Here is a 20,087-nt window from a genome sequence, read left to right as displayed (position 1 = left end):
ATATGAGCCAACATAAGAAAAGTGTGATCACATGGACGGACGGTCGTGAAGTACCGCTCATCGGGCAGGGCACGTGGAATACGGGCGAAAAAGCCTCACTTCGGCAGGAGGAGGTGCGTGCGCTTCAACTTGGCTTCGAGCTGGGCATGTTGCTGGTGGACACGGCTGAAATGTATGCGGAGGGCGGCGCAGAAGAGATCGTCGGAGAGGCCATTCAGGGGCGCCGGGACGATGTCTATCTTGTCAGCAAGGCTTACCCTCATCATGCGGACCGCCAAGGACTGGCTCAGGCGTGCGAAGCTAGCTTAACCCGCATGGGAACGGATTACATGGATATGTATTTGTTGCATTGGCGAGGGAATATTCCACTGGAAGAGACAATAGAAGGTATGGAACAACTGCGTGAGCAGGGCAAAATCCGCAGCTGGGGAGTGTCCAACCTGGACAAGTCCGACATGGAGGAGCTATGGAACCTGAGTGGAGGCGAAGCCTGCGCTGTCAATCAAGTGCTGTATCACGCGGCTTCGCGGGGCATCGAATATGATCTGCTACCTTGGAGCCGTGCGAATGGAGTGCCTGTGATGGCCTATTGCCCGATTGCCCAAGGTGGTCGCCTGCGACGGGGCCTGCTGGAGCATCCTGTTATGGTAGACATTGCTGCCAGCCACGGGGTAACTCCATCGCAAATTGCGCTTGCGTGGGTCATACGAGACGGTGATGTCTGGGCCATTCCGAAGGCGGTACAGGAATCGCATGTACGAGAAAATGCAGCGGCAGCAAGTATTCGGCTCACCCCTGAACAACTTCAACAAATAGACGAAGCTTTTCCTCCGCCGATGCGGAAGCAGCCGCTGGATATGGTTTGAGGAAGGAGGAGCCCATGACAGAGCGAGAGACAGAACTGCATGAGGTAGATGATCATCTGGATTATGGATTATCCGTTGTATTCATCGGCTTTAATCCCAGCCTGAAATCAGGCGAGGTAGGACATCATTATGCGAATCCGCGCAACCGCTTTTGGCGCATACTTGAGGGAGCAGGCTTGACACCTCGCTTGTACAATCCATCGGAAGATCGGGAGCTGCTGAAGCTGGGCTTTGGTTTTACGAACATTGTTTCCCGTCCCACGAGGGGAATGGAGGACATTGCACGCGAGGAATACGCCGAAGGACGTCTGAAGCTATACGAGAAGCTAAAGGAATACCGCCCGAAGGTTGCTTGCTTTGTCGGCAAAGGCGTGTACACCGAATACAGTAAAAGATCCAAAGTAGATTGGGGATTTCAGCCTGAACCGCTAATTCCTGAGATGCATGAATTTGTGGCACCTTCGTCTAGCGGACTGGTGCGCATGTCGCTGGAAGAAATCACAGATATTTATCGCCGTCTTCAAACGTTCCTTTCGTCAGAAATATCTGAAACGCAGTAAGTACGGTGAATATAGCTAGTACAAAAAGAACCACACGCTTCGGTCCCTGCTGGGAAGAGCGTGTGGTTCTTTGAGCTGTTTCTATTGTAAGGCTTTCGCCTGCCCTGCCTGTTCCACGGGAACATAAGGATATCCCAGATCACGTGCGACCGCTTCGTAGGTAATATGTCCATTCAGGACATTGGTGCCACTAAGCAGTGGTTTGCTTCTGCGAAGCGCCTCCTGCACACCCAAATCTGCGAGCTGGAGAGCAAAAGGGAGCGTCGCGTTCGTCAGGGCCAGCGTCGAGGTTTGCGGTACCGCGCCCGGCATGTTTGCTACCGCATAGTGAATGACGCCATGCTTCACATAGGTAGGCTGGTCGTGTGTCGTAATGTGGTCAATCGTCTCGACAATGCCGCCTTGGTCGATGGCGACATCCACAATCACAGAACCGGGCTGCATCGTCTGTACCATGGCTTCCGTTACGAGCCGCGGAGCTTTGGCACCAGTGATTAGGACAGCGCCGATCAGCAAATCACTTTGCGCCACGGCTTCAGCAATGTTGGACGGGGTGGACACTAGCGTATGGAGCTGATTGCCAAAAATATCATCCAGTTGGCGCAGTCTTGGCAGGCTTAGGTCGATTAGTGTCACATCTGCCCCGAGACCGATGGCGACCTTGGCAGCATTGGTACCGACCACCCCTCCGCCAATAATGGTCACTTTACCGCGTTTGACCCCCGGCACACCTGCCAGCAGGATGCCTTTGCCACCCTTTGGTTTTTCCAGCAGTTGTGCTCCAATTTGTACAGCCATTCGACCGGCAACCTCACTCATCGGAGTAAGCAGCGGGAGGCTGCCCTCAACATCTAGTGTCTCATAGGAAATAGCGGCTACACCGTTGTCTGTTAAAGCGCGGGCCAGTGCTGGCTCGGCGGCCAAATGCAGATAGGTGAATAAAATCAATCCTGGTCGGAAATATCCGTATTCAGAGGAGAGCGGCTCTTTTACCTTGATGATCAGATCCGCCTGGGACCACACGTCCGCAGCTTGCTGCACAAGAGTCGCACCCGCAGTGGCATAATCTCCATCCGTAAAGCCGCTTTCAACACCTGCGTGGCTTTCCACAAACACATGATGTCCGTGTTGGATCATTTGAGCTGCACCTGCGGGCGTTAGAGCGACACGATTCTCATTGTTTTTAATCTCTTTCGGAACCCCAATTTTCATTTCATTCACCTCTCCTAAAAATAATGGTTAAGAAAATTACACTATCATTTTTATGCAGTCTGCTGATTAGTTACATGGACTCAAGCCGATAAATGCAATTCATGTTAGATTAGGTACAGTTTACAAGGGGTGAAGCTCCTTGACATCATACATTTTGTCGGATTATCTGACTTAAAGGCTCGACTTTTTGATGAATATATGTCATGTAAAATGACATAAAGACATATACATAAGGAGAATGCCGATGAACGGTAAAAAAACATTTACCATTGCGGATGTGCTGGAACGTCCCGTTTTCCGGCGGGCGAAGCTGGCGGCGGGGGAACAGGGCGTACATCGCCGTGTGGGTTGGGTCCATGTGCTAGAAATCACAAATGTCTCTCCGTTTGTGAGCCGGCATGACTTGATTTTGACGACCGGCCTGTGGCTCACCCGGAAGGGGGAAGAGCGCGCCGAGTATATGGAGCAACTGATCCGCTCGGAAGCCGCGGGATTGTGTGTGGAGCTGGGCACGAGCATTCATGAAATCCCTTCTGAAATCCTGGAGTTGGCGGAACGACATCACTTCCCGGTCATCGTATTTGAGCAGCCAGTGCGTTTTGTTGAAATTACACAAGATATTCATTCCCTACTTATTAACCGACATCATGAACTCCTAAAAGATCTGGAACGATTTTCACGTCAACTTCAGCAGGAAACCCTGCGCAGTACTGATATGAGCGCCCTCTTGCGTGTGCTCCATGACTATGCAGCCCGGCAGGTCATCTACATGTCTTCCATTGATACCAATCGATTCGTACCTTCCGTCCAGCCGGATCTAGCGGACCGTATTGCAGATTTTTATGCCCATGAAGTGGAATCTAGTATGACCGCCGATCGGGAGGGGCATCTGCTATTTTACCTGAATGAATCCACTGCCGTGTTGTTTCAGCCCGTTGTATGCTTCGGTCAGGTGTTTTCCGCAGTAGGTTTGGTGCTGCATGGTGAAATGCCGACAGAAGAAATGTCGCTGCTGCTCGATTACACGGCCAAGGCGGCCGCTACATTGGTGCTGAGAACACAGTTTCTTGAAGACCGATTGCTGCGTAATCAAAATGAATTGATTCAGGATGTGCTGAGCGGGCAGCTTCCCAGTGAAGAGCAGGCCCAGACCCGAATGGGCCTGCGATTGTTATCGAAGGGACAGTATTTATTTTGGGCAGGGGTCATTGAGGTGGAACATCAGGACAAAGATGCCAGTCAGGTGCGCAAGGAGTCCATCAATCAGGATGTGCTAGTGCTACTTCGTTCATTGTTGAAAAAAGAAACGTTGCACAATCTGTTGATGATGAAGGGGAGTCAGTGTTACATCCTTTGTGCCAAGGAGGAATTAACACTACGTTCCGCAGCGCAAATGAAAAAAGTGCTTGCCCATACAGTTCAATATATTCAGAACTATGCCGCAGGACAGCTTGATAAGGTGCGCATTCATGCAGGCTTTGGTAAGGTAAGGCATCGCATGACGGGGACGGATCGCAGTTTTGAAGAGGCATATGAGGTCATTGAAGTGGCACGAAGCGTCCCAGTCATGAAGGATCGGTTATTTTACGACAGCATCGGAATCTATCAGTTGTTGAAGGCGGTGCCCCGCATTCCTTTTCTACAAGAGTTCGTAGAGGACCATTTGGGTGGGCTGATTGCGCATGATCGTGAGCACCATATGCAGCTTTTGGATACACTGGATGCCTACTTTAAATCCCATGGTTCCAAGCGTGATACCGCCGGAATTTTGTACATTCACAGACAGACCCTTTATAATCGGCTGGATAAAATTAATGAAATCATAGAGGGAAATCTGGCAGACCCTGACAAACGTCGTTGCCTGGAAATGGCACTACTGGCTTACCGGATGCTGCAGGCTGAAAATTGATCCTAAATAACTAGTTCTATTTTCCATTCTACTCATTTACAATGCGTGTTAACACTGAGATAATAGAAGAGATTACGGAAATATCTTGAAAGGGGATTAATATGAATATAAAAAAATGGATTGCCGTCCCTCTTATTCTGTTAATGGTAGCTTTGACAGGTTGCCAGGCAGTAGGCGGATTTGATGTAAGTAAAAATTTATTGGGAACACTTGATGTGAAATCCCAGCAGACAACGGAGAAAATCTCTCTTAAGTTGACTCCCAAAGAAGGAATCACGCAAGGAGATAAAGAAATCGTAGATTTGATTAATTCGATTTCCGTCACTGTGGATGAAGCCAAAGTACAATCGGAGGAACTTGCTTCTGCCAAAGGTACATTGCACATCGATAAGTATAATTTGCCGTTTGAACTTGCTTTAGACCGCCAAGGTTTGGCTATTCAACTGGAAGGTGCCAAAAAACCTTATTACATATCTCTGAACTCGCAAGAGAGTTTGAGCGGTCTGCCTGCTGGATTTGATCCATATGTATATTCCAAAGACGTGAGAGAACTGACGAAAACAGCCGCTGCACTTATGCTCAAGCATGCGCCTAACCCTTCGACCATTTCTGCAACGTCTGTAACCGAGGAAGTATACGGTGAGAAAGACAAAGTGAAACTGACCCATCTGCATGCTGAACTTCGTGGTGATGAGCTGGTAACATTGGTAAAACCGTTCCTGGCGAATCTGGCCAAGGACGAAGCAGGCTTGAAAGAGCTGATCGGGCAAGCCATTGATATGACGAAGACGATTGCTTCCGGCATGAATATTGAAGATAGTGATAAAGTAACAGCGGAACTGAGTGCTAACAAAGAAAAAATGGTCAATGAGGCTTATACCGAAGTTAAAAAATATTTGGATCTAGCTGTTGATCAATATGATGTAGGAGTTAGCACCATGTATGCACAGTCCCCTGAAATCAAAACGGTCCTGAGTGCTAACACGGTTCTGAAAAGCGACATGTATTTTGATGAAAAAGGAAATGTTCGCAAAGCGGCAACAGACCTGACGGTTGCTTTGCCAGATGTGGATGGTCTTCCGGTGAAGTCCTTCACAATTCTGACCGAAACTCAATCTTGGAACGTCAATGGTAGTGTGACGGCTGATAAAGTGGATATTTCTAACGGTGTTATTGACTTGAATAAACAAGCTGAATTAACTCCGGGAGCGACGCTGCGCAATTTTGAAGCGAATTCTCCGATCTACAACATTTTAAAAAATGATTTGGAAATTACAAAAGTAGAAACAACTTTCGATCCTAAAGACGATTACTACGTCTTGGAGAATCGTGGTGGTACTGCCTTTATTCCATTGCGTGAACTGACGAGCGAACTGAACTCCGAGTTAAAATGGGATGCAGCTGCCAAACAGACTACTGTAATTGATGATATTACAGGTAAGACGATTAAGCTGAAAAGTGGCTCTAAACAAGCTGTATTGGAAGGAAGCACATTGACGTTGCCACAAGCTCCATATACGGATGAATATGGCACATTGTATGTTCCTTTCAAATCAGTTGCCGAGGCGCTTGGCGCCACAGTAACTCGTAACAGTGATGGAGAATATGTACTGAAACGCGACTAAAAAGAAATTCAAGGAACCGGCCCAATTAGGGGCTGGTTCTTTTTTAGTTATATTGATAAAATGCTCAGTAAAGCGATTAAAATAAGCGCTTACAAATTTTAAAAGTGCCATACTTTCATACAGGGAAAATTGAGATAATGATAGTATCATTCCAGCATAGGAAAACACATACAATTAGGGGGATATACGATGAAAGATATGGAACTATTGAATTCCAGAGAGGGACAAATAGTGCTTGCCCGAATGTACGGTCAACAGCAAATCTCTGAGCAAACGACTCGATATGAATCACTTATACAGGCGTATCGGGAGCATTTTGGTGTAGGGGATATTGAACTGTTTAGTGCTCCGGGGCGCTGCGAAATTGGTGGAAATCATACAGACCACAATCACGGGAAGGTGCTGGCAGGCAGTATTACACTTGATACCATCGCTGTAGCTTCTAAAGTGGAGGAATCTGTAATTACATTCTTTTCTGAAGGCTACAAGACGAAGTACGTCATCGATTTAACTGACTTGTCGCCAAAACCGGAGGATGACAGTACGATGCTGCTGGTCCGTGGTATTGCCGCTGGTCTACTTGAATTCGGATACCGTATTGGGGGATTCCAAGCTTATATATCAAGTAATGTATTCTCTGCTTCAGGTTTAAGCTCTTCCGCTTCTTTTGAAATGTTGATATGTACGATATTAAATCATTTTTATAACGAGGGAGCGTTAGATGCTGTTGCTAAATCCAAAATTGGTCAGTATGCAGAAAATGGCTATTGGAACAAGCCGTCGGGGCTGCTCGATCAGATGGCTTGTGCGTATGGCGGCTTGATTTCCATTGACTTTGAAAATCCCAAGGAACCGATCATAAATCCTGTTCATTGGAATTTTGAACAAAACGGATATTCCCTTGTTATTGTAAATACAGGTGGAAATCATGCTGATTTAACGGACGATTACGCGGCAGTGCCCAACGAAATGCGTGCAGTGGCACAATCTTTAGGCGCAACGGTTTGCCGTGACTTATTGCCGGAGGATCTATATGCCAACCTCAAGATGGTCAGGGAAAAAGCAGGAGACCGTGCAGTGCTGCGGGCGTTGCATTTTTTTGAAGAAAATAGACGTGTGGATGAACAGGTGAAATCACTGGAGGAAGGGCGCTTTACTGATTTCCTGAGGCTCGTTACCGAATCTGGTAATTCCTCATGGAAATGGCTCCAAAACGTATATAGAAGTGGGATTGCGCGGGAACAAGACGTATCGGTTGCACTGGCTTTAACCGAAATGTATTTAAAGTCAATAGATAACAGCGCATGCAGAGTACATGGTGGTGGCTTTGCTGGTGTCATCTTGACGATTCTTCCGAATGATCATGTGGATGATTATAAGGAGTGGATCAGCGACATGCTGGGAACGCCGGTACTTGTTATCAACGTCCGTGAGGACGGTGCCGTTAATGTTAGTAATTTGATCAATGTTGAACGGACTCATTGCGAGTCTACAAACTAGTCAGTCAGTAGAAGACTTTAACCCATGGGTTAAGGTCTTCGTCCTTTTTATCGCCGATACAGCTTGGGTTTGCGTTATAATAAAGAGATGATAGTTTTAATGAAGGAGGGCCTGTCATGGCTATATACCCGTCCTGGTCCTATTCGCAATCGAGGGCTCAAACGTTCGATGAATGCTTACGCAAATACTATTATCATTATTACGGCTCGCATAATGGCTGGAATTCGGCACAAGGCACTGAAGAGCAAGTTACATTGTATCGGCTCAAGCAACTGAGCAACTTATATATTTTATTCGGGAATATTACGCATCAAATGTGTGAATCCGTCATACGTGGATGGATGGAAAAAGGGGCTATCCCGCGCACAGCATACCTTGAGACAGCTATGAAGAACATGTTGAATAACAGCTACAAGGAATCGCTACACCGTGAGCTATGGCTACAAGATCCGAAAAATCGCGTCATGCTGGCGGAGGTTTATTACGACGACGAGGTGCTTCCAGAACGGATCGCCCTTATTAAGGAGCGGCAGCACGCGGTGATACACAATTTGTACCGTACTGCGGTTTGGCGTGAACTGCAACAGGGAAAGGCCCGAATTGTAGAAGTGGAGAAGTGGGATACGATGCTCCTTCATGAGACGAAGGTGTATGTCAAAATGGATTTGCTCTACCGTAGAGACAATGGAGACATGGTCATCGTGGATTGGAAAACAGGCAAGGAAGGCGATTTTTCCGACCAGCTTTTTTTGTATGCTTCCTATGTGCAGGAGCACTATCAGCTTCCTTTGGAGAAGATTGAGGTACGTGTGGAGTATTTGATGACAGGAGAGCATGAGGTATATCGTCCCGCGCAAGAAGATATCGACAAAGTGGTTGGTAATGTAGGACGATACATCGATGAAATGAAGTCCTGTCTCGATGACGATTACTATAACCGCCCCAAGTCCGAGTCTTTCTTCACTCCGATGCCTTCACGCAGAGCGTGCGGAGGCTGTAATTTTCGTGAGGTGTGTAAGTACCGAGCGGTGTGAAATGACTTGATCGCCTTTGCCACCGGATTCCTACCCTAATTAAAGCTAGTGAATCCGGCCATATGGCAAATCTATAATTCTTCTATATTTTGAAACCGCTTTATAATTTAGATGACGCGAGGTATGATAAGGGTATTATTGGAAAATGTGAAGGAGGAAGTTAGGAAGATGACGAGTACAGAACACGCACGTATTCTATTTCAGGGAGATTCTATAACAGACGGAGGAAGGGGACGAAATGAGGATGCGAACCATTGGCTGGGTCAGAGTTATGTGTATCTGATCGCAGGTGCATTGGGGAGCCGTTTGACGACCACACAGCCAGAATTTGTGAACCGGGGAATCTCGGGGGATCGAGTTTCGGATTTGTATGCACGCTGGAATGAGGACATGTTTAGCCTGAAGCCAGACCTGCTCAGCATTCTAATCGGAGTGAACGACGCCTGGCGGATCGTCGAGCAGGAGCCGTCCGGGGTGACGGACCGATTTGAACGAGCCTATCGCCACCTTCTGGAAGAAACGCGTGAAGTGATGCCTGATCTGGGACTCGTGCTGTGCGAGCCGTTTATTTTGAAAACAGGAGCTACCGAAGCACGATGGAACATTTGGCAAGAAAAAATAACGGGGTATCAGCGTATTGTACGTCAGCTAGCGGACGAATTTGGTGCTGTATTTGTGCCGCTCCAGAGCATGTTGAACGAAGCCGCTACCCAGGCGGACGCCTCCTATTGGCTGCATGACGGGGTTCATCCGACAGCGGTTGGGCATCAGTTGATAGCTGATCAATGGATAGATATCGTGCAAAAGAGTCCGCTGGCGATTCGCTAACAGGGTCATACATAGTCTACTCCTTGTCATTTTTGGGTAATACACGATTATGGACATCATTACTTATGTTATGGTTCCATCCAAAAATGAATGTCAAAGGGGGTGCTTCTTGCTTCATCATGAACGGAGCAAGAGAGGGCTATGGAAACGATAAATATCATTCTGGTTATATTACTTATCGCATTAACTGCTTTTTTTGTGGCCTCGGAGTATTCCATTATTCGTGTGCGGGTATCTCGCATCAATCAATTGGCCTCAGAAGGTAACAAAAATGCGAAAGCTGTTAAAAACATTCTGTCTCGGCTGGACGAGTATTTATCTGCTTGTCAGCTCGGAACGACATTAACCTCAATGGCGCTAGGCTGGCTAGGGGAATCTACTGTTGAACATCTGCTACACCCCCTGTTTGTGCTGGCTCATATTCCGGCAGGCCTGACGGGAGTGCTCTCCTTTTTGCTGGCTTTTCTGATCTTGACCTATTTTGAGGTGGTCATTGGGGAGCTGGTACCGAAAACATTCGCCATACAGATTGCGGAACCGATGGCATTGTTTTTTGCCCGTCCGATCACGATATTTTATAAAATGACCTATCCTCTGAATTGGGTTCTTAGTCGTTCATCGCGTGTCATTACAGGTCTCTTTGGGCTCAAAAAAGTATCTGAAGAAGATGCAGCACTTAGTGAAGCTGAGCTTCGTTTGGCATTATCTGAAGGTTTTCGTAGTGGTGAAATTACACCGACAGAATATCGATATCTGAACAATGTATTTGATTTTGACGACCGGGCAGCGCAGGAAATTATGGTACCGCGCATCCACATCCGCTCCATCTCCCACCAGGCAACAGTGGCCGAGTTTATGGAGCTGATCGAGGACAAAGTTTATAATTTTCTACCTGTAGCTGAACATGGCGACCGGGATCGTGTTATCGGGATGATTCGCGTTAAGGAAGCCCTGCATGATTTGGCACGTGGGCACAGCACAGGGAATACGACGATGGCTTCTTATATTCATCCGGTGCTTCAGGTTATCGAGACGGTTCAGGCTCGGGATCTGCTGATTCAGATGCAAAAACGGCGCATTCCAGTAGCGGTGCTGGTGGACGAATATGGTGGAACATCTGGACTTGTCACACTGGAGGATATTATGGAGGAGATTGTTGGAGACATTCCTTCCTATACCGACACCGAAACCCCCGCAGCGTTAACTCCACTCATTACAAAAACAGATGATCATCGTTACATACTCAAATCACAGGCGCTCATTCATGAGGTCAATCGGCGCTTGGAGACGGATATTGAGGCCGGGGACGTATATACGATTGGTGGATGGATGCTTTCAGAGCGTTTTGATATCCAGCAAGGAGACAAGCTGACCATCGGTTTATGGGAGTTTACTGTACTGGAAAAAAACAGTCACCAAATAGACACAATTGAAGCGATGAAGAAAGCAGTCGTTGAACAGAAAAATGACAATGATTTTTAATAATGGAAAATGGCTTTGTCGAGTAACAGCTTGCTTAAGATGTGACGAATAGCCTGTAAAGCTTGTGGCAACGCAATTTGTCCATCTTAAGATGCAAGCTGCTACCTGGTAACATATTGTTTTTTGTAATTAGGATAGGGGACTTAAGACTCTGTATCTTTATGCTCATAAATATATCTGTCTGTGAAAAATTCTACTAGAAATGTAGCAATTTTATGGTAAAATGGAATCAAATTTGAGTTTTTTGGGGTGGGCTACAGTACATGAAGATGTCACTAGGTACGAAAATGGTTACTGCATTTGTCTCAATTTCTGCAATAACCTATGGAACAAGCGCTTTTTTTATTTTTGTACTCAAGGACTGGCTTGCTCAAGGTACACAAGAATGGGTGTACACTTCGATCATTCTGTTATTGGGTGTCCTGTGGAGTGGCATTTTGGGCTGGTTGATCTCAAAATTACTCACGCGGCCCATTGTTAGGTTGGCGAAGGCGGCAGAGGAAGCTTCGGCGGGGAACCTGTCTGTTGTGATTCCTGAACGTCGCTCGGAGGATGAAATCAAAGTTCTGTATGATGCATTTCGGCACATGATGCTGAACATTAAAGATATGTTCAATGAGATCTCGTACAGCACCAGAACCACTTCGCAAAGTGCGGAAAATCTGAGCTTGGCTATTGTACAGGCTACCACACAAATTGAGTCCATGTCTTCGGTGGTAGAAGATATTTTGAATGGCGTGGAGCAGCAAAAGCAAGCATCTGCCCAATCGATTAAAACAGCAGACCGAATGCTGGGCGATTTTAAAATGATGCGTAGCAAATCGGGACATATGCTGGAACTGTCAGGCCATATGGAGCATTCAGTAGATTCGACGCAGACCGTATTTTCATCCCTGATGGATGGAATGGGAGAGCTGACAGCATCACATGGTCGTTCGCAGCAGGTAATTGCACGACTGGAAAAAGAAGCTTCCCAAATTGAAGCGATTACAAGCACCGTGAAGGATATTGCTGAACAAACCCATTTGCTGGCGTTGAATGCTTCTATAGAAGCGGCGCGTGCGGGAGAAGAAGGGAACGGGTTTGCGGTAGTGGCTCACCAAATTCGCGCACTTGCCGCCCAAAGTACGGAGTCTGTGCAGCAAATAAATGCCATCGTTAGCCGTGTGCAGTCACAAATCGTAGAGACAGTGCAGTTGATGCATCAGCAAACGTCATTGGTCAGTGCCGAGGCGGAACGGACAAGCTCTGTGGATCAGACGCTGAACCATTTGAACGCTATTGTACGTGAATTTGTCGAGAGCATCCGTTTAATGGAAGAGGCCGTGACGGAGCAGACGAATCGGGTAGATCAAACCTTTGAGCAGATCCATCGTATTCAGCAAATGTCTGGGGCCTTCTCTGAAGGGGCTCACAAAATTTATACAGCTGCTCATGAGGAGACAGCAATTATGCAGGAAATTTCGTCTTCTTCCGAGGATTTGAAAGTGCTTACGAATAAACTCATGATGAAAACACGTGGAATGCAACTATAATCAGAAATCGTCATGTGAGGCATGATATATACGAACAAAATGTAGCCGCTATACACCGGAAAACGCAGCAAAATGGTTTCCCGGTGTGTAGCGGCTATTTTTTAATTTCAAAAAACTCACATTGTTTTCTAGGGTGGTAAGCCAGATCACTGACGCTGGATTGCACGACGATGGTTTGATCGTCGAAACGGATTATGATTCCGCCAGAGCCAATCAATTGGTCATCCTGAAATACTCGGACACGAAGATGACGTTCCAGTGCCTCATTGAAATCCTGATCTGTAATTAATCGGCGATTAATGGCCATGAGGGTTCTCCTTTGAATATAATATCTTTTATCATAAAGGTAAGGTATTGAACAAGCAAGAAACGCGGCTAGAACATAATTGGCTATTGGTTATAAAATAGAATGCAATGAAGCGAGAAAGAGATCGAGAAAAAGATCAAAGGGGGCTAGCTATGGATAGGTCGTGGTCAGGGCCTTGGTTTGATGCCAACGCGCCAGAAGGGTTCGAGGCTTTTTCTCCGTCACATGGGTTGGCTGTATTGGGACTCATTGTTTGCGCTTTGCTGCTGTGGCTGACTAGGGGATGGATTCGGTCGAACAAGCCTGTAAGTGAGGGAATTCGCTGGTTGTTAATTACAGTCCTCATTCTGTCAGAGGTGACTCTGAATATTTGGTATGTGATGCAGCATATTTGGGATGTCCAGACTTCATTGCCATTAGAACTGTGTAGTGTGACACTGCTGTTGTCTATCCTGATGCTCATTTTTCGAAGCCGCTGGTTATATCCGATCATCCTTTTTGCCGGAATTGGAGGGGCGCTCCAAGCAGTACTCACGCCAAATTTGGCATATGCCTTTCCGCATTATCGTTTTATCCATTTTTTCGTAGCTCATAGTGCTATTATTTTGGCAGCCTTGTATATGACCTGGATAGAAGGACTCAAACCGACATGGAAGAGTGTGGGGGGAGCTATGCTTTTTCTGAATGGCTTGGCGCTGATAGTGTGGATCGTAGACGATGCTCTCGGTGCTAACTACATGTTTCTAGCCGGAAAGCCGTCGACACCGTCGATATTGGATGTTTTGGGGCCATATCCTCTGTACATTCTGGCAGAAGAAGCCATTGCACTGCTGTTCTTTTCGCTTCTGATGCTGTTGTTCGAGGTGCTCCCGGGAGGCAGGCTGTATGTCCGCTTTCGCAAAGGAGCTGTGCATGGTGCTGATAGGTCGACATCAAAGCCGTTGTAAAGCCATATGAAAGCAGCCTTCTCCACAAGTATCTGACCAAGGATAAGGCTGCTAAGAATGCTAAGAATGCTAAGAATGCTAAGAATGCTAAGAATGCTAAGAATGCTAAGAATGCTAAGAATGCCTAAACAGTAGTACGCATGGGTACATCTTTTCTCATTCTAATACTTAACGCAGTAGTGATTCTGCTCCGTCTACATAAATTTCCGTACCCGATACATGAGATGACTCGTCTGAGGCGAGAAACAGGACCAGATTGGCAACCTGCTCTGGTTCACCAGGGGCATCCTCTAGCGGATGCTCTCCGCCCTTCGGAAATTCGACTGGAATTTGTACCTTCTTCAAGTCTTCCGAAGGGTATGTGTTATTATCAATTTGCGTGTCGATGGCTCCCGGGCATATCGCGTTGACCCGAATTTTGTAACGTGCCAGCTCCAGCGCTGCCATTTTCATAAACGCAACCTGAGCTGCCTTGGTGGAGGCGTAGGCTGAGAATCCAATACCCGAAAAGGTTCGATTACCGTTGATGGAGCTGGTAATGATAATGCTGCCGCCGCGTTCTTTCAGGTAAGGAACGGCATATTTAACAGTAGCAAAGGTGCCGCGAAGATTAATGTTCATCGTGCGGTCCCATTCCTCTAGCTCCAGTGTCTCGATAGGGGCCATGGTGCCGTTAATGCCTGCGTTGGCGAACACGATATCCAACTTTCCGTACGTTTCCACGACTTTAGCGAACCCCTGCTGAATCATATCTGGCTTGGAAATATCACATTCCAGCACAAGTGCTTCACCGCCAGCCTGCTCAATAATTGCTTGGGTCTCCTCTGCATGCTTGGGTGTCCGATCCAGCATGACCACCTTGGCGCCTTGTTCTGCAAAACGGATCGCGGTCGCCTTGCCGATTCCTGAACCTCCACCACTGACCACTGCTATCTTTCCTTGCAATCTCTGCTCTGCCATTGACTATTCCTCCCATTCCGTTCATAAACTAAACCTGACTCGTTATTCCATACCTCTGTACGTTGATGGTGAAACAGTCACCGCTGGATTTCACCCCATTTGCGAAATATGGTAACATAGGGAACCAGCAGGAACTTATAGCAGGAACACGTATCGGGGAAGACCGGGTGACGGAGGTGGATCGAATTGAGCTATAACGCAAATGACCAACCCGAATCGACAGACGCTATAGCACTGACCGGAAAAGTGAAACCGTGGGCACTGAGCGGCCCCAGTATTCAAATCGATCCATTGTTTCCCTATTACGCGAACCGTTCGCGGGACAGTATAGCAGATGAGATCGCCCTTGCGGGCTACCAGACCGTTCATTATTTTGTCGTGCGTGAAAATGAAGTGGATGGAGCGCTTGTTGCTGCTTTTCAACGCAGAGGCATAGCGGTGTGGGCGATGGTGCTAGGCAACGGTTCTTTTGGCGTGTCCCAGCTGCCGCCGGAGTGGAAAGGATGGCGCATGGAGCTGCTGCGCGAACCGAACGACGGATTTCAGCGGCTTTCGCATTTTGCCCAGGAGTATGTGGAATGGAAAAAGAAAGCCGCTGCCCGGCTCGTCACCGACATTCCGTTCGACGGGTTCGAGGTGGCGGAGCCTTATTTCCCCGAATGGAACGGGCTGCGCAGTGGAGTGTACGGGGATATTGGGCCACATGCACAGCGCGCCTTTCGCGAGCGTAGCGGTGAGGACATTCCGGATTTTCGCGACAAGCATGCGCGGAATTATTACCGGAAGGTTCCGAAGCTGTACGCGCAGTGGGTTGATCTGCGTGTGGACGCCGTGAATGGCCTGATCAGCGAGCTGGTAAACGGTGCGGGTGGTGTGCGAGATGTCCGACCGGACATCTGTGTGGCGACATGGTCGCTTGCTGTGAGCGGACGCGGCGATGTCCCCGGCCAGCTACGGGAATGGCAGGGTCTTGACGCGGTAGCCATGATCGGGTGCGTAGCCCCGGATATGCACGTGCTCCAGACCCATTGGCCGGACTGGATGCGTCGCCGTCTGCCGCCGCAGTATACCCACGGCTACGCCCGCATCGCGCAGTCGATACGGGCCGCTTATCCGGGTCTGCCCCTCGGGGTGCAGGCGGATATCGGTTCTCTCGCGCGTATGGTTCGGGACCGTGAGTGGACGCGGCGGTTTGGCGCTGCCGCCTTGGAGGGCGGGTACGACGCCTGGACCGCCTATGAATACCATTTGGGTGGTTACATGTACGATGAGCCGCCCAAACCGCTTAAGGCGGAACGATCAGCTGAAGATGAGGTGGTTATTTCTTTCAGCAAGCGGATTGCTACACCGTCTGTAGATGAGCTGCGTATATGGAGCCGGGAGGACAGAGCAGGTACAACACGTGACCTGAGCCGCCACCTAAGGAAGGATTCACTAACGTTGTTAGAGCTTGTGGATGCCGTAGCAGACGGAAACCGTCTATTGCTGCGTATACGCAATTTACCAGCGGGGGCGTTCAGCTTGCGCCTTGATGGTGTACAGGATACACCGGAGTTGTGGCTGTTTAAGGGGAGAAAGGTACATCGCAATCTGCCAGAGCATGAAGTGAAGATACCTTAAAATTTGGGTAATAACAAAATAACAGCTGTATAAACGGCTCATTTGCCGTAGCATTATTGAGTTGTATATATTAAGGCAACATCTTTTCAAAACATAAATAAATAGTGGAGTGAAAAAAGTATGTGGGATTGGGATTATCTGATTCGGGTCATGTTCGCTGGCTTGTGCGGTGCGTTAATCGGCTATGAACGGAAGAGTCGGATGAAGGAGGCAGGCATTCGCACGCATTTCATTGTCGGTATTGGCGCAGCACTCATGATGGTGGTATCCAAATATGGGTTTCAGGATCAAGCCGTCTGGTCTAACCTGTCGCTGGACCCTTCCAGAATAGCAGCGCAGGTTATAAGTGGAGTCGGCTTTATCGGCGCAGGGATGATTTTCACACAAAAAAATAGAATCAAAGGATTGACCACAGCCGCAGGCATCTGGACTACCGCCGGAATCGGTATAGCCGTAGGTGCAGGAATGTATGGGCTTGGTGCAGGTGTGACGTTGTTTATTTTAGCGGCTCAGTCCTTGCTCCATAGTCGGTTTTATCAGATGGCTACCCCGTCTACGCGACAAGTGGTTGTTCAGGTCGACAATGAACCGGGCGTACTGAATCGGATCAAAGAACTGTTGGAGCACAAGAAGCTGACCATTCACAGTTTTCACGCCGAGCGCATCAATAACGGTGAACAGTTGGTTATTCATATGCTTCTAAAGCTGTCCCGGTCAGAGGGAGTGGAGGAATTGCTGTCACTGCTGCAAGAGATGGAAGGTATTCGTTCAGTCGAGGCCAAGTCCAATTAGACGAATATTTACTGCTCATACAGTAGTTTTTTTGTCGAACGCTGGCGGCTCTTATAACGGAAAAAAACTTTAAAAATAATGATTGAAAACGCTTCCTTTTGTGTATATACTCTTACTACATCATAGAGGCAGCAGCTTAGAGAGCATCAAGGGATAAGCAAAAACGACCTCACGCGTATGCGCAAGGTCGTTGCTGTTATCCCGTTTTGAAAGAATAATTTGAATGTCTTACTTTACTTTGACTGGAGCTGGATATTTTTTACCCAGCGTATCCACAGTTACTTTTTTCATCGTAGCCGGTTGGATCGGTTTGTCATTGCTATCCCGTTTGGAATTGACGATAGCATCGACCACGTCCAGCCCGGACGTTACTTTACCGAAAGCAGCATATTGACCGTCGAGGTAGTCCGCATCGGCAACCATGATGAAAAATTGCGATCCGGCCGAATCCAGATCCGCTGAGCGGGCCATGGATAATACGCCACGTGTATGTTTGAGTGTATTGTTAACACCATTGCTCTTGAATTCGCCTTTGATACTGTAGCCGGGGCCACCTGTACCGTTACCTTGCGGATCACCACCCTGAATCATAAAGCCTGGGATCACACGGTGGAAAATGGTGCCGTTATAGGCTCCCTTTTGTACCAAAGAAATGAAATTGTTAACCGTGTTCGGTGCTACTTCCGGATACAGCTCAAGCTTAATTTTCTTGCCATCATTCATGACAATCGTGACAATCGGATGGGAAACAGCCTTGTTCTTGTCTTTAGTCGCAGCAGGAGTTGAAGTGCTTGTCCGGCTGGCAGCTTCCACATCGGCCGCTTTTGTACCGCATCCAGCAACCAGCACGAGCATGATGGCCAGTAGGCACAGCGTGTACCATGGGCGTATCGTTTTTCGGTTCATTGATATTCCTCCTGAAAGGTTGGATGGTGTAACATCCTAATTTAAAGTTTGGGGGCAGCGCAGAACACTTTTCCATTTTCTATCATACCTTTTTTGCTGGGGATAAGGAAATACGGGTTTGAAAGCCGTATTCTTGACCCATACTGCTGCTATTCCCAAGGAAAGGGGCAGGATCATGATGGAGGTAGACAAAAAGCTGGCAAAAGGTCTCATATGGGGTATGGCGTTCAGTCTGCCGGTTTGGGTAGGGGTGCTGTACTCAGTACAACATATTCGTGACTGGCTATAACATAAAGCGTAAAGATAGGCCAAAACCGTTATGGTTTTGGCTTATTTGTATTTGTGCCAGTCCAAATTGCTGTTATTCAGCAGATGCTCAAAGTTGTTATCTAGCTTCTTCTGTTCAGCTTTTTTTGCTTCGACGGCACGCTGCCGTTCGTCTTCTTTACGCTTGTCCTGTTCTGCTTGGGCTTCATTGGCTTGAGCCTTAAGCTTATTCAGCACATCCTGACTCAACAGATCCTTTAACGTAGCAGGTTTGTCCTGAGGCGCAGGAGCAGGGGAAGACGAATTTCTTTTCTTAGCCATGTCATCATCTCCATTCCATTCGATTATATCAGCTTCTTCACGGTTGTTCCACGATGGAAGGATGAGGGGGGCGGTAGACTTTTCTAATTGAGGGGGTAATAATGGAATGAGCAGAAGGGACGTGTGGCATCATGCATCTATATTGGAAGCGAAACCTGGTCATTTTGTGGATTGGCGTGTTGTTTTGCAGCATGGCCTATTCCGTGTCTATTCCGTTTTTACCTATTTTTCTGAATACGGAAATGGGCGTAAATGATCATTTGGAACTGTGGTCGGGGACTGCCTTTGGAGTCACTTTTTTAGCCAGTGCGCTGATTGCCCCATTTTGGGGTTCGCTTGCAGATAAATATGGACGTAAGCCGATGCTGATTCGTTCAGGCTTTAGCCTGGCGGTGTTGTACCTGATATGTGCCTTTGTGACAGATCCATATGTGTTCGTAGGAGTACGACTGTTTCAAGGTCTTCTATCCGGGTTTATTCCTGCTGCGATTGCGCTGGTCGGAACGGGTTCGCCAGAAGAGAAAACGGGCTATGCGCTCGGTATAATGGCGACCGCTGGGGCGACAGGCAGCATTATAGGCCCGTTGATCGGTGGTGTAGTGAGCCATTATTATGGCAATCGGAATGCCTTTTTTTTCTCTGCAGCTCTTGTACTGGTATCTGCATTAATTGCGACCTTTGGCGCTAGAGAGGACAGCTTCAAGGGAACCCGTACCCGCTCGCATGTTCGTGATGATATCAAGGAGGCTATTGCTAACCGGCCATTGTATTTTTTGCTTATTTTGGCGGGATTAAGCACCTTTTCTGTTATGATACTGGAACCATTAATTACGGTATATGTGCTTGAGATGGGAGTTGACCGCAGCCAAGCGTCTCTAAGTTCCGGAATTGTATTCTCAGCCGTAGGCATTGCGGCCGTGCTGATGGCCCCCCGGTGGGGACGGATTGGAGGACGGACCGGATTTGCACACGTGCTGCTGATTGGGCTGATCGGTTCGGGAATCGGGAACATCCTACAATTTTATGTAACCAACTTCGTTGGTTTTGGTGCGCTTCGGTTTGGATATGGATTGTTTTATGCGTCCGTTATGCCTGCTATCAACGCAATGACTGTGGAGGTCACCAAGCCGGAGTTTCGCGGACGAGCCTTTAGCTTGAATCAATCATCCACCCAACTCGCGACCATGGCGGGGCCGTTGATTGGCGGCATGCTTGGCAGCTGGATGCCAATCCGCTGGATCTTTGTGTTAAACGGTGGCATATTGCTGCTTGCAGCGTTGTTGCTATGGGCCAAGGGAAAAAACGTTTTTCCGGTTTCAGCCAAGAAGAACGTCACGGATCAGGATATTCATTCTGCCGGATAGGAGAATGACAGCAGATTGTCTAATGGCATAAGCTTAAGGTTCCTAGAGCAGG

General features: G+C 47.8%; 18 protein-coding genes. 13 read left to right on the top strand and 5 right to left on the bottom strand.

Annotated features, from left to right (window positions below; translation table 11 throughout):
* Positions 1 to 2: 2 nt before the first annotated feature.
* Both ACEN8J_RS16885 and ACEN8J_RS16880 read left to right on the top strand, forming a co-directional pair.
* Entirely contained in the window at positions 3 to 866 is an 864-nt protein-coding gene (locus ACEN8J_RS16885) for an aldo/keto reductase (protein ID WP_495593752.1), read from the top strand.
* A 14-nt stretch (positions 867 to 880) separates the two neighbouring features.
* Positions 881 to 1,426, top strand: a complete 546-nt coding sequence (locus ACEN8J_RS16880; RefSeq protein WP_341038902.1) for a mismatch-specific DNA-glycosylase — start codon at positions 881 to 883, stop codon at positions 1,424 to 1,426.
* A gap of 81 nt (positions 1,427 to 1,507) precedes the next feature.
* Here the strand turns inward: ACEN8J_RS16880 and ald are convergent, their stop codons facing one another.
* Entirely contained in the window at positions 1,508 to 2,638 is a 1,131-nt protein-coding gene (gene ald / locus ACEN8J_RS16875; RefSeq protein ID WP_341038904.1) for an alanine dehydrogenase, read from the bottom strand.
* Positions 2,639 to 2,882: 244 nt separating this feature from the next.
* Between ald and ACEN8J_RS16870 the strand changes: the two genes are divergently transcribed.
* From ACEN8J_RS16870 to ACEN8J_RS16840, 7 genes are all read left to right on the top strand, one after another.
* Positions 2,883 to 4,547: a PucR family transcriptional regulator gene (locus ACEN8J_RS16870; protein ID WP_495593751.1), complete on the top strand. Its 1,665-nt coding sequence runs from the start codon at positions 2,883 to 2,885 to the stop codon at positions 4,545 to 4,547.
* Positions 4,548 to 4,648: 101 nt separating this feature from the next.
* On the top strand, positions 4,649 to 6,172 hold the full coding sequence (locus tag ACEN8J_RS16865; RefSeq protein ID WP_029516098.1) for a copper amine oxidase N-terminal domain-containing protein: 1,524 nt from the start codon (positions 4,649 to 4,651) through the stop codon (positions 6,170 to 6,172).
* A gap of 189 nt (positions 6,173 to 6,361) precedes the next feature.
* Positions 6,362 to 7,672 (top strand): galactokinase, encoded by a 1,311-nt coding sequence (locus ACEN8J_RS16860; RefSeq protein ID WP_495593750.1) that lies wholly within the window; start codon positions 6,362 to 6,364, stop codon positions 7,670 to 7,672.
* Between the two features lie 116 nt (positions 7,673 to 7,788).
* Positions 7,789 to 8,706 carry a PD-(D/E)XK nuclease family protein gene (locus ACEN8J_RS16855; protein WP_029516100.1) on the top strand — a complete coding sequence of 306 codons (918 nt, stop codon included), beginning with the start codon at positions 7,789 to 7,791 and terminating at the stop codon, positions 8,704 to 8,706.
* Between the two features lie 168 nt (positions 8,707 to 8,874).
* Positions 8,875 to 9,534, top strand: coding sequence for an SGNH/GDSL hydrolase family protein (locus ACEN8J_RS16850; protein WP_318627026.1), 660 nt, complete (start codon positions 8,875 to 8,877; stop codon positions 9,532 to 9,534).
* Positions 9,535 to 9,675: 141 nt separating this feature from the next.
* Positions 9,676 to 11,016 (top strand): hemolysin family protein, encoded by a 1,341-nt coding sequence (locus ACEN8J_RS16845; protein WP_340931517.1) that lies wholly within the window; start codon positions 9,676 to 9,678, stop codon positions 11,014 to 11,016.
* A 263-nt stretch (positions 11,017 to 11,279) separates the two neighbouring features.
* A complete protein-coding gene (locus ACEN8J_RS16840) occupies positions 11,280 to 12,551 on the top strand; it encodes a methyl-accepting chemotaxis protein (protein WP_029516103.1) in 1,272 nt (423 codons plus the stop codon).
* A gap of 94 nt (positions 12,552 to 12,645) precedes the next feature.
* Here the strand turns inward: ACEN8J_RS16840 and ACEN8J_RS16835 are convergent, their stop codons facing one another.
* A complete protein-coding gene (locus tag ACEN8J_RS16835) occupies positions 12,646 to 12,858 on the bottom strand; it encodes a hypothetical protein (RefSeq protein WP_013309048.1) in 213 nt (70 codons plus the stop codon).
* 152 nt (positions 12,859 to 13,010) lie between these two features.
* On the opposite strand from ACEN8J_RS16835, the gene ACEN8J_RS16830 reads away from it, so the two are divergent.
* Positions 13,011 to 13,805 carry a YwaF family protein gene (locus ACEN8J_RS16830; RefSeq protein ID WP_029516104.1) on the top strand — a complete coding sequence of 265 codons (795 nt, stop codon included), beginning with the start codon at positions 13,011 to 13,013 and terminating at the stop codon, positions 13,803 to 13,805.
* A gap of 168 nt (positions 13,806 to 13,973) precedes the next feature.
* On the opposite strand, the gene ACEN8J_RS16825 is transcribed toward ACEN8J_RS16830, so the two are convergent.
* Positions 13,974 to 14,765, bottom strand: a complete 792-nt coding sequence (locus ACEN8J_RS16825) for an SDR family oxidoreductase (RefSeq protein ID WP_165144479.1) — start codon at positions 14,763 to 14,765, stop codon at positions 13,974 to 13,976.
* A 186-nt stretch (positions 14,766 to 14,951) separates the two neighbouring features.
* On the opposite strand from ACEN8J_RS16825, the gene ACEN8J_RS16820 reads away from it, so the two are divergent.
* Together ACEN8J_RS16820 and ACEN8J_RS16815 are read left to right on the top strand one after the other, a co-directional pair.
* Positions 14,952 to 16,385: an N-acyl-D-glucosamine 2-epimerase gene (locus ACEN8J_RS16820; protein WP_165144482.1), complete on the top strand. Its 1,434-nt coding sequence runs from the start codon at positions 14,952 to 14,954 to the stop codon at positions 16,383 to 16,385.
* A 120-nt stretch (positions 16,386 to 16,505) separates the two neighbouring features.
* A complete protein-coding gene (locus ACEN8J_RS16815; protein WP_069010363.1) occupies positions 16,506 to 17,177 on the top strand; it encodes an MgtC/SapB family protein in 672 nt (223 codons plus the stop codon).
* A gap of 228 nt (positions 17,178 to 17,405) precedes the next feature.
* On the opposite strand, the gene ACEN8J_RS16810 is transcribed toward ACEN8J_RS16815, so the two are convergent.
* Positions 17,406 to 18,083 (bottom strand): peptidylprolyl isomerase, encoded by a 678-nt coding sequence (locus ACEN8J_RS16810; protein WP_029516108.1) that lies wholly within the window; start codon positions 18,081 to 18,083, stop codon positions 17,406 to 17,408.
* A gap of 330 nt (positions 18,084 to 18,413) precedes the next feature.
* Positions 18,414 to 18,671 carry a YqkE family protein gene (locus ACEN8J_RS16805; RefSeq protein WP_029516109.1) on the bottom strand — a complete coding sequence of 86 codons (258 nt, stop codon included), beginning with the start codon at positions 18,669 to 18,671 and terminating at the stop codon, positions 18,414 to 18,416.
* Between the two features lie 131 nt (positions 18,672 to 18,802).
* On the opposite strand from ACEN8J_RS16805, the gene ACEN8J_RS16800 reads away from it, so the two are divergent.
* Positions 18,803 to 20,035 carry an MFS transporter gene (locus ACEN8J_RS16800; protein WP_495593749.1) on the top strand — a complete coding sequence of 411 codons (1,233 nt, stop codon included), beginning with the start codon at positions 18,803 to 18,805 and terminating at the stop codon, positions 20,033 to 20,035.
* Positions 20,036 to 20,087: the final 52 nt, after the last annotated feature.

It is taken from the genome of Paenibacillus sp. Paensp38 (genome assembly GCF_059491915.1).
This window is presented reverse-complemented; position numbering and strand designations above follow the sequence as displayed.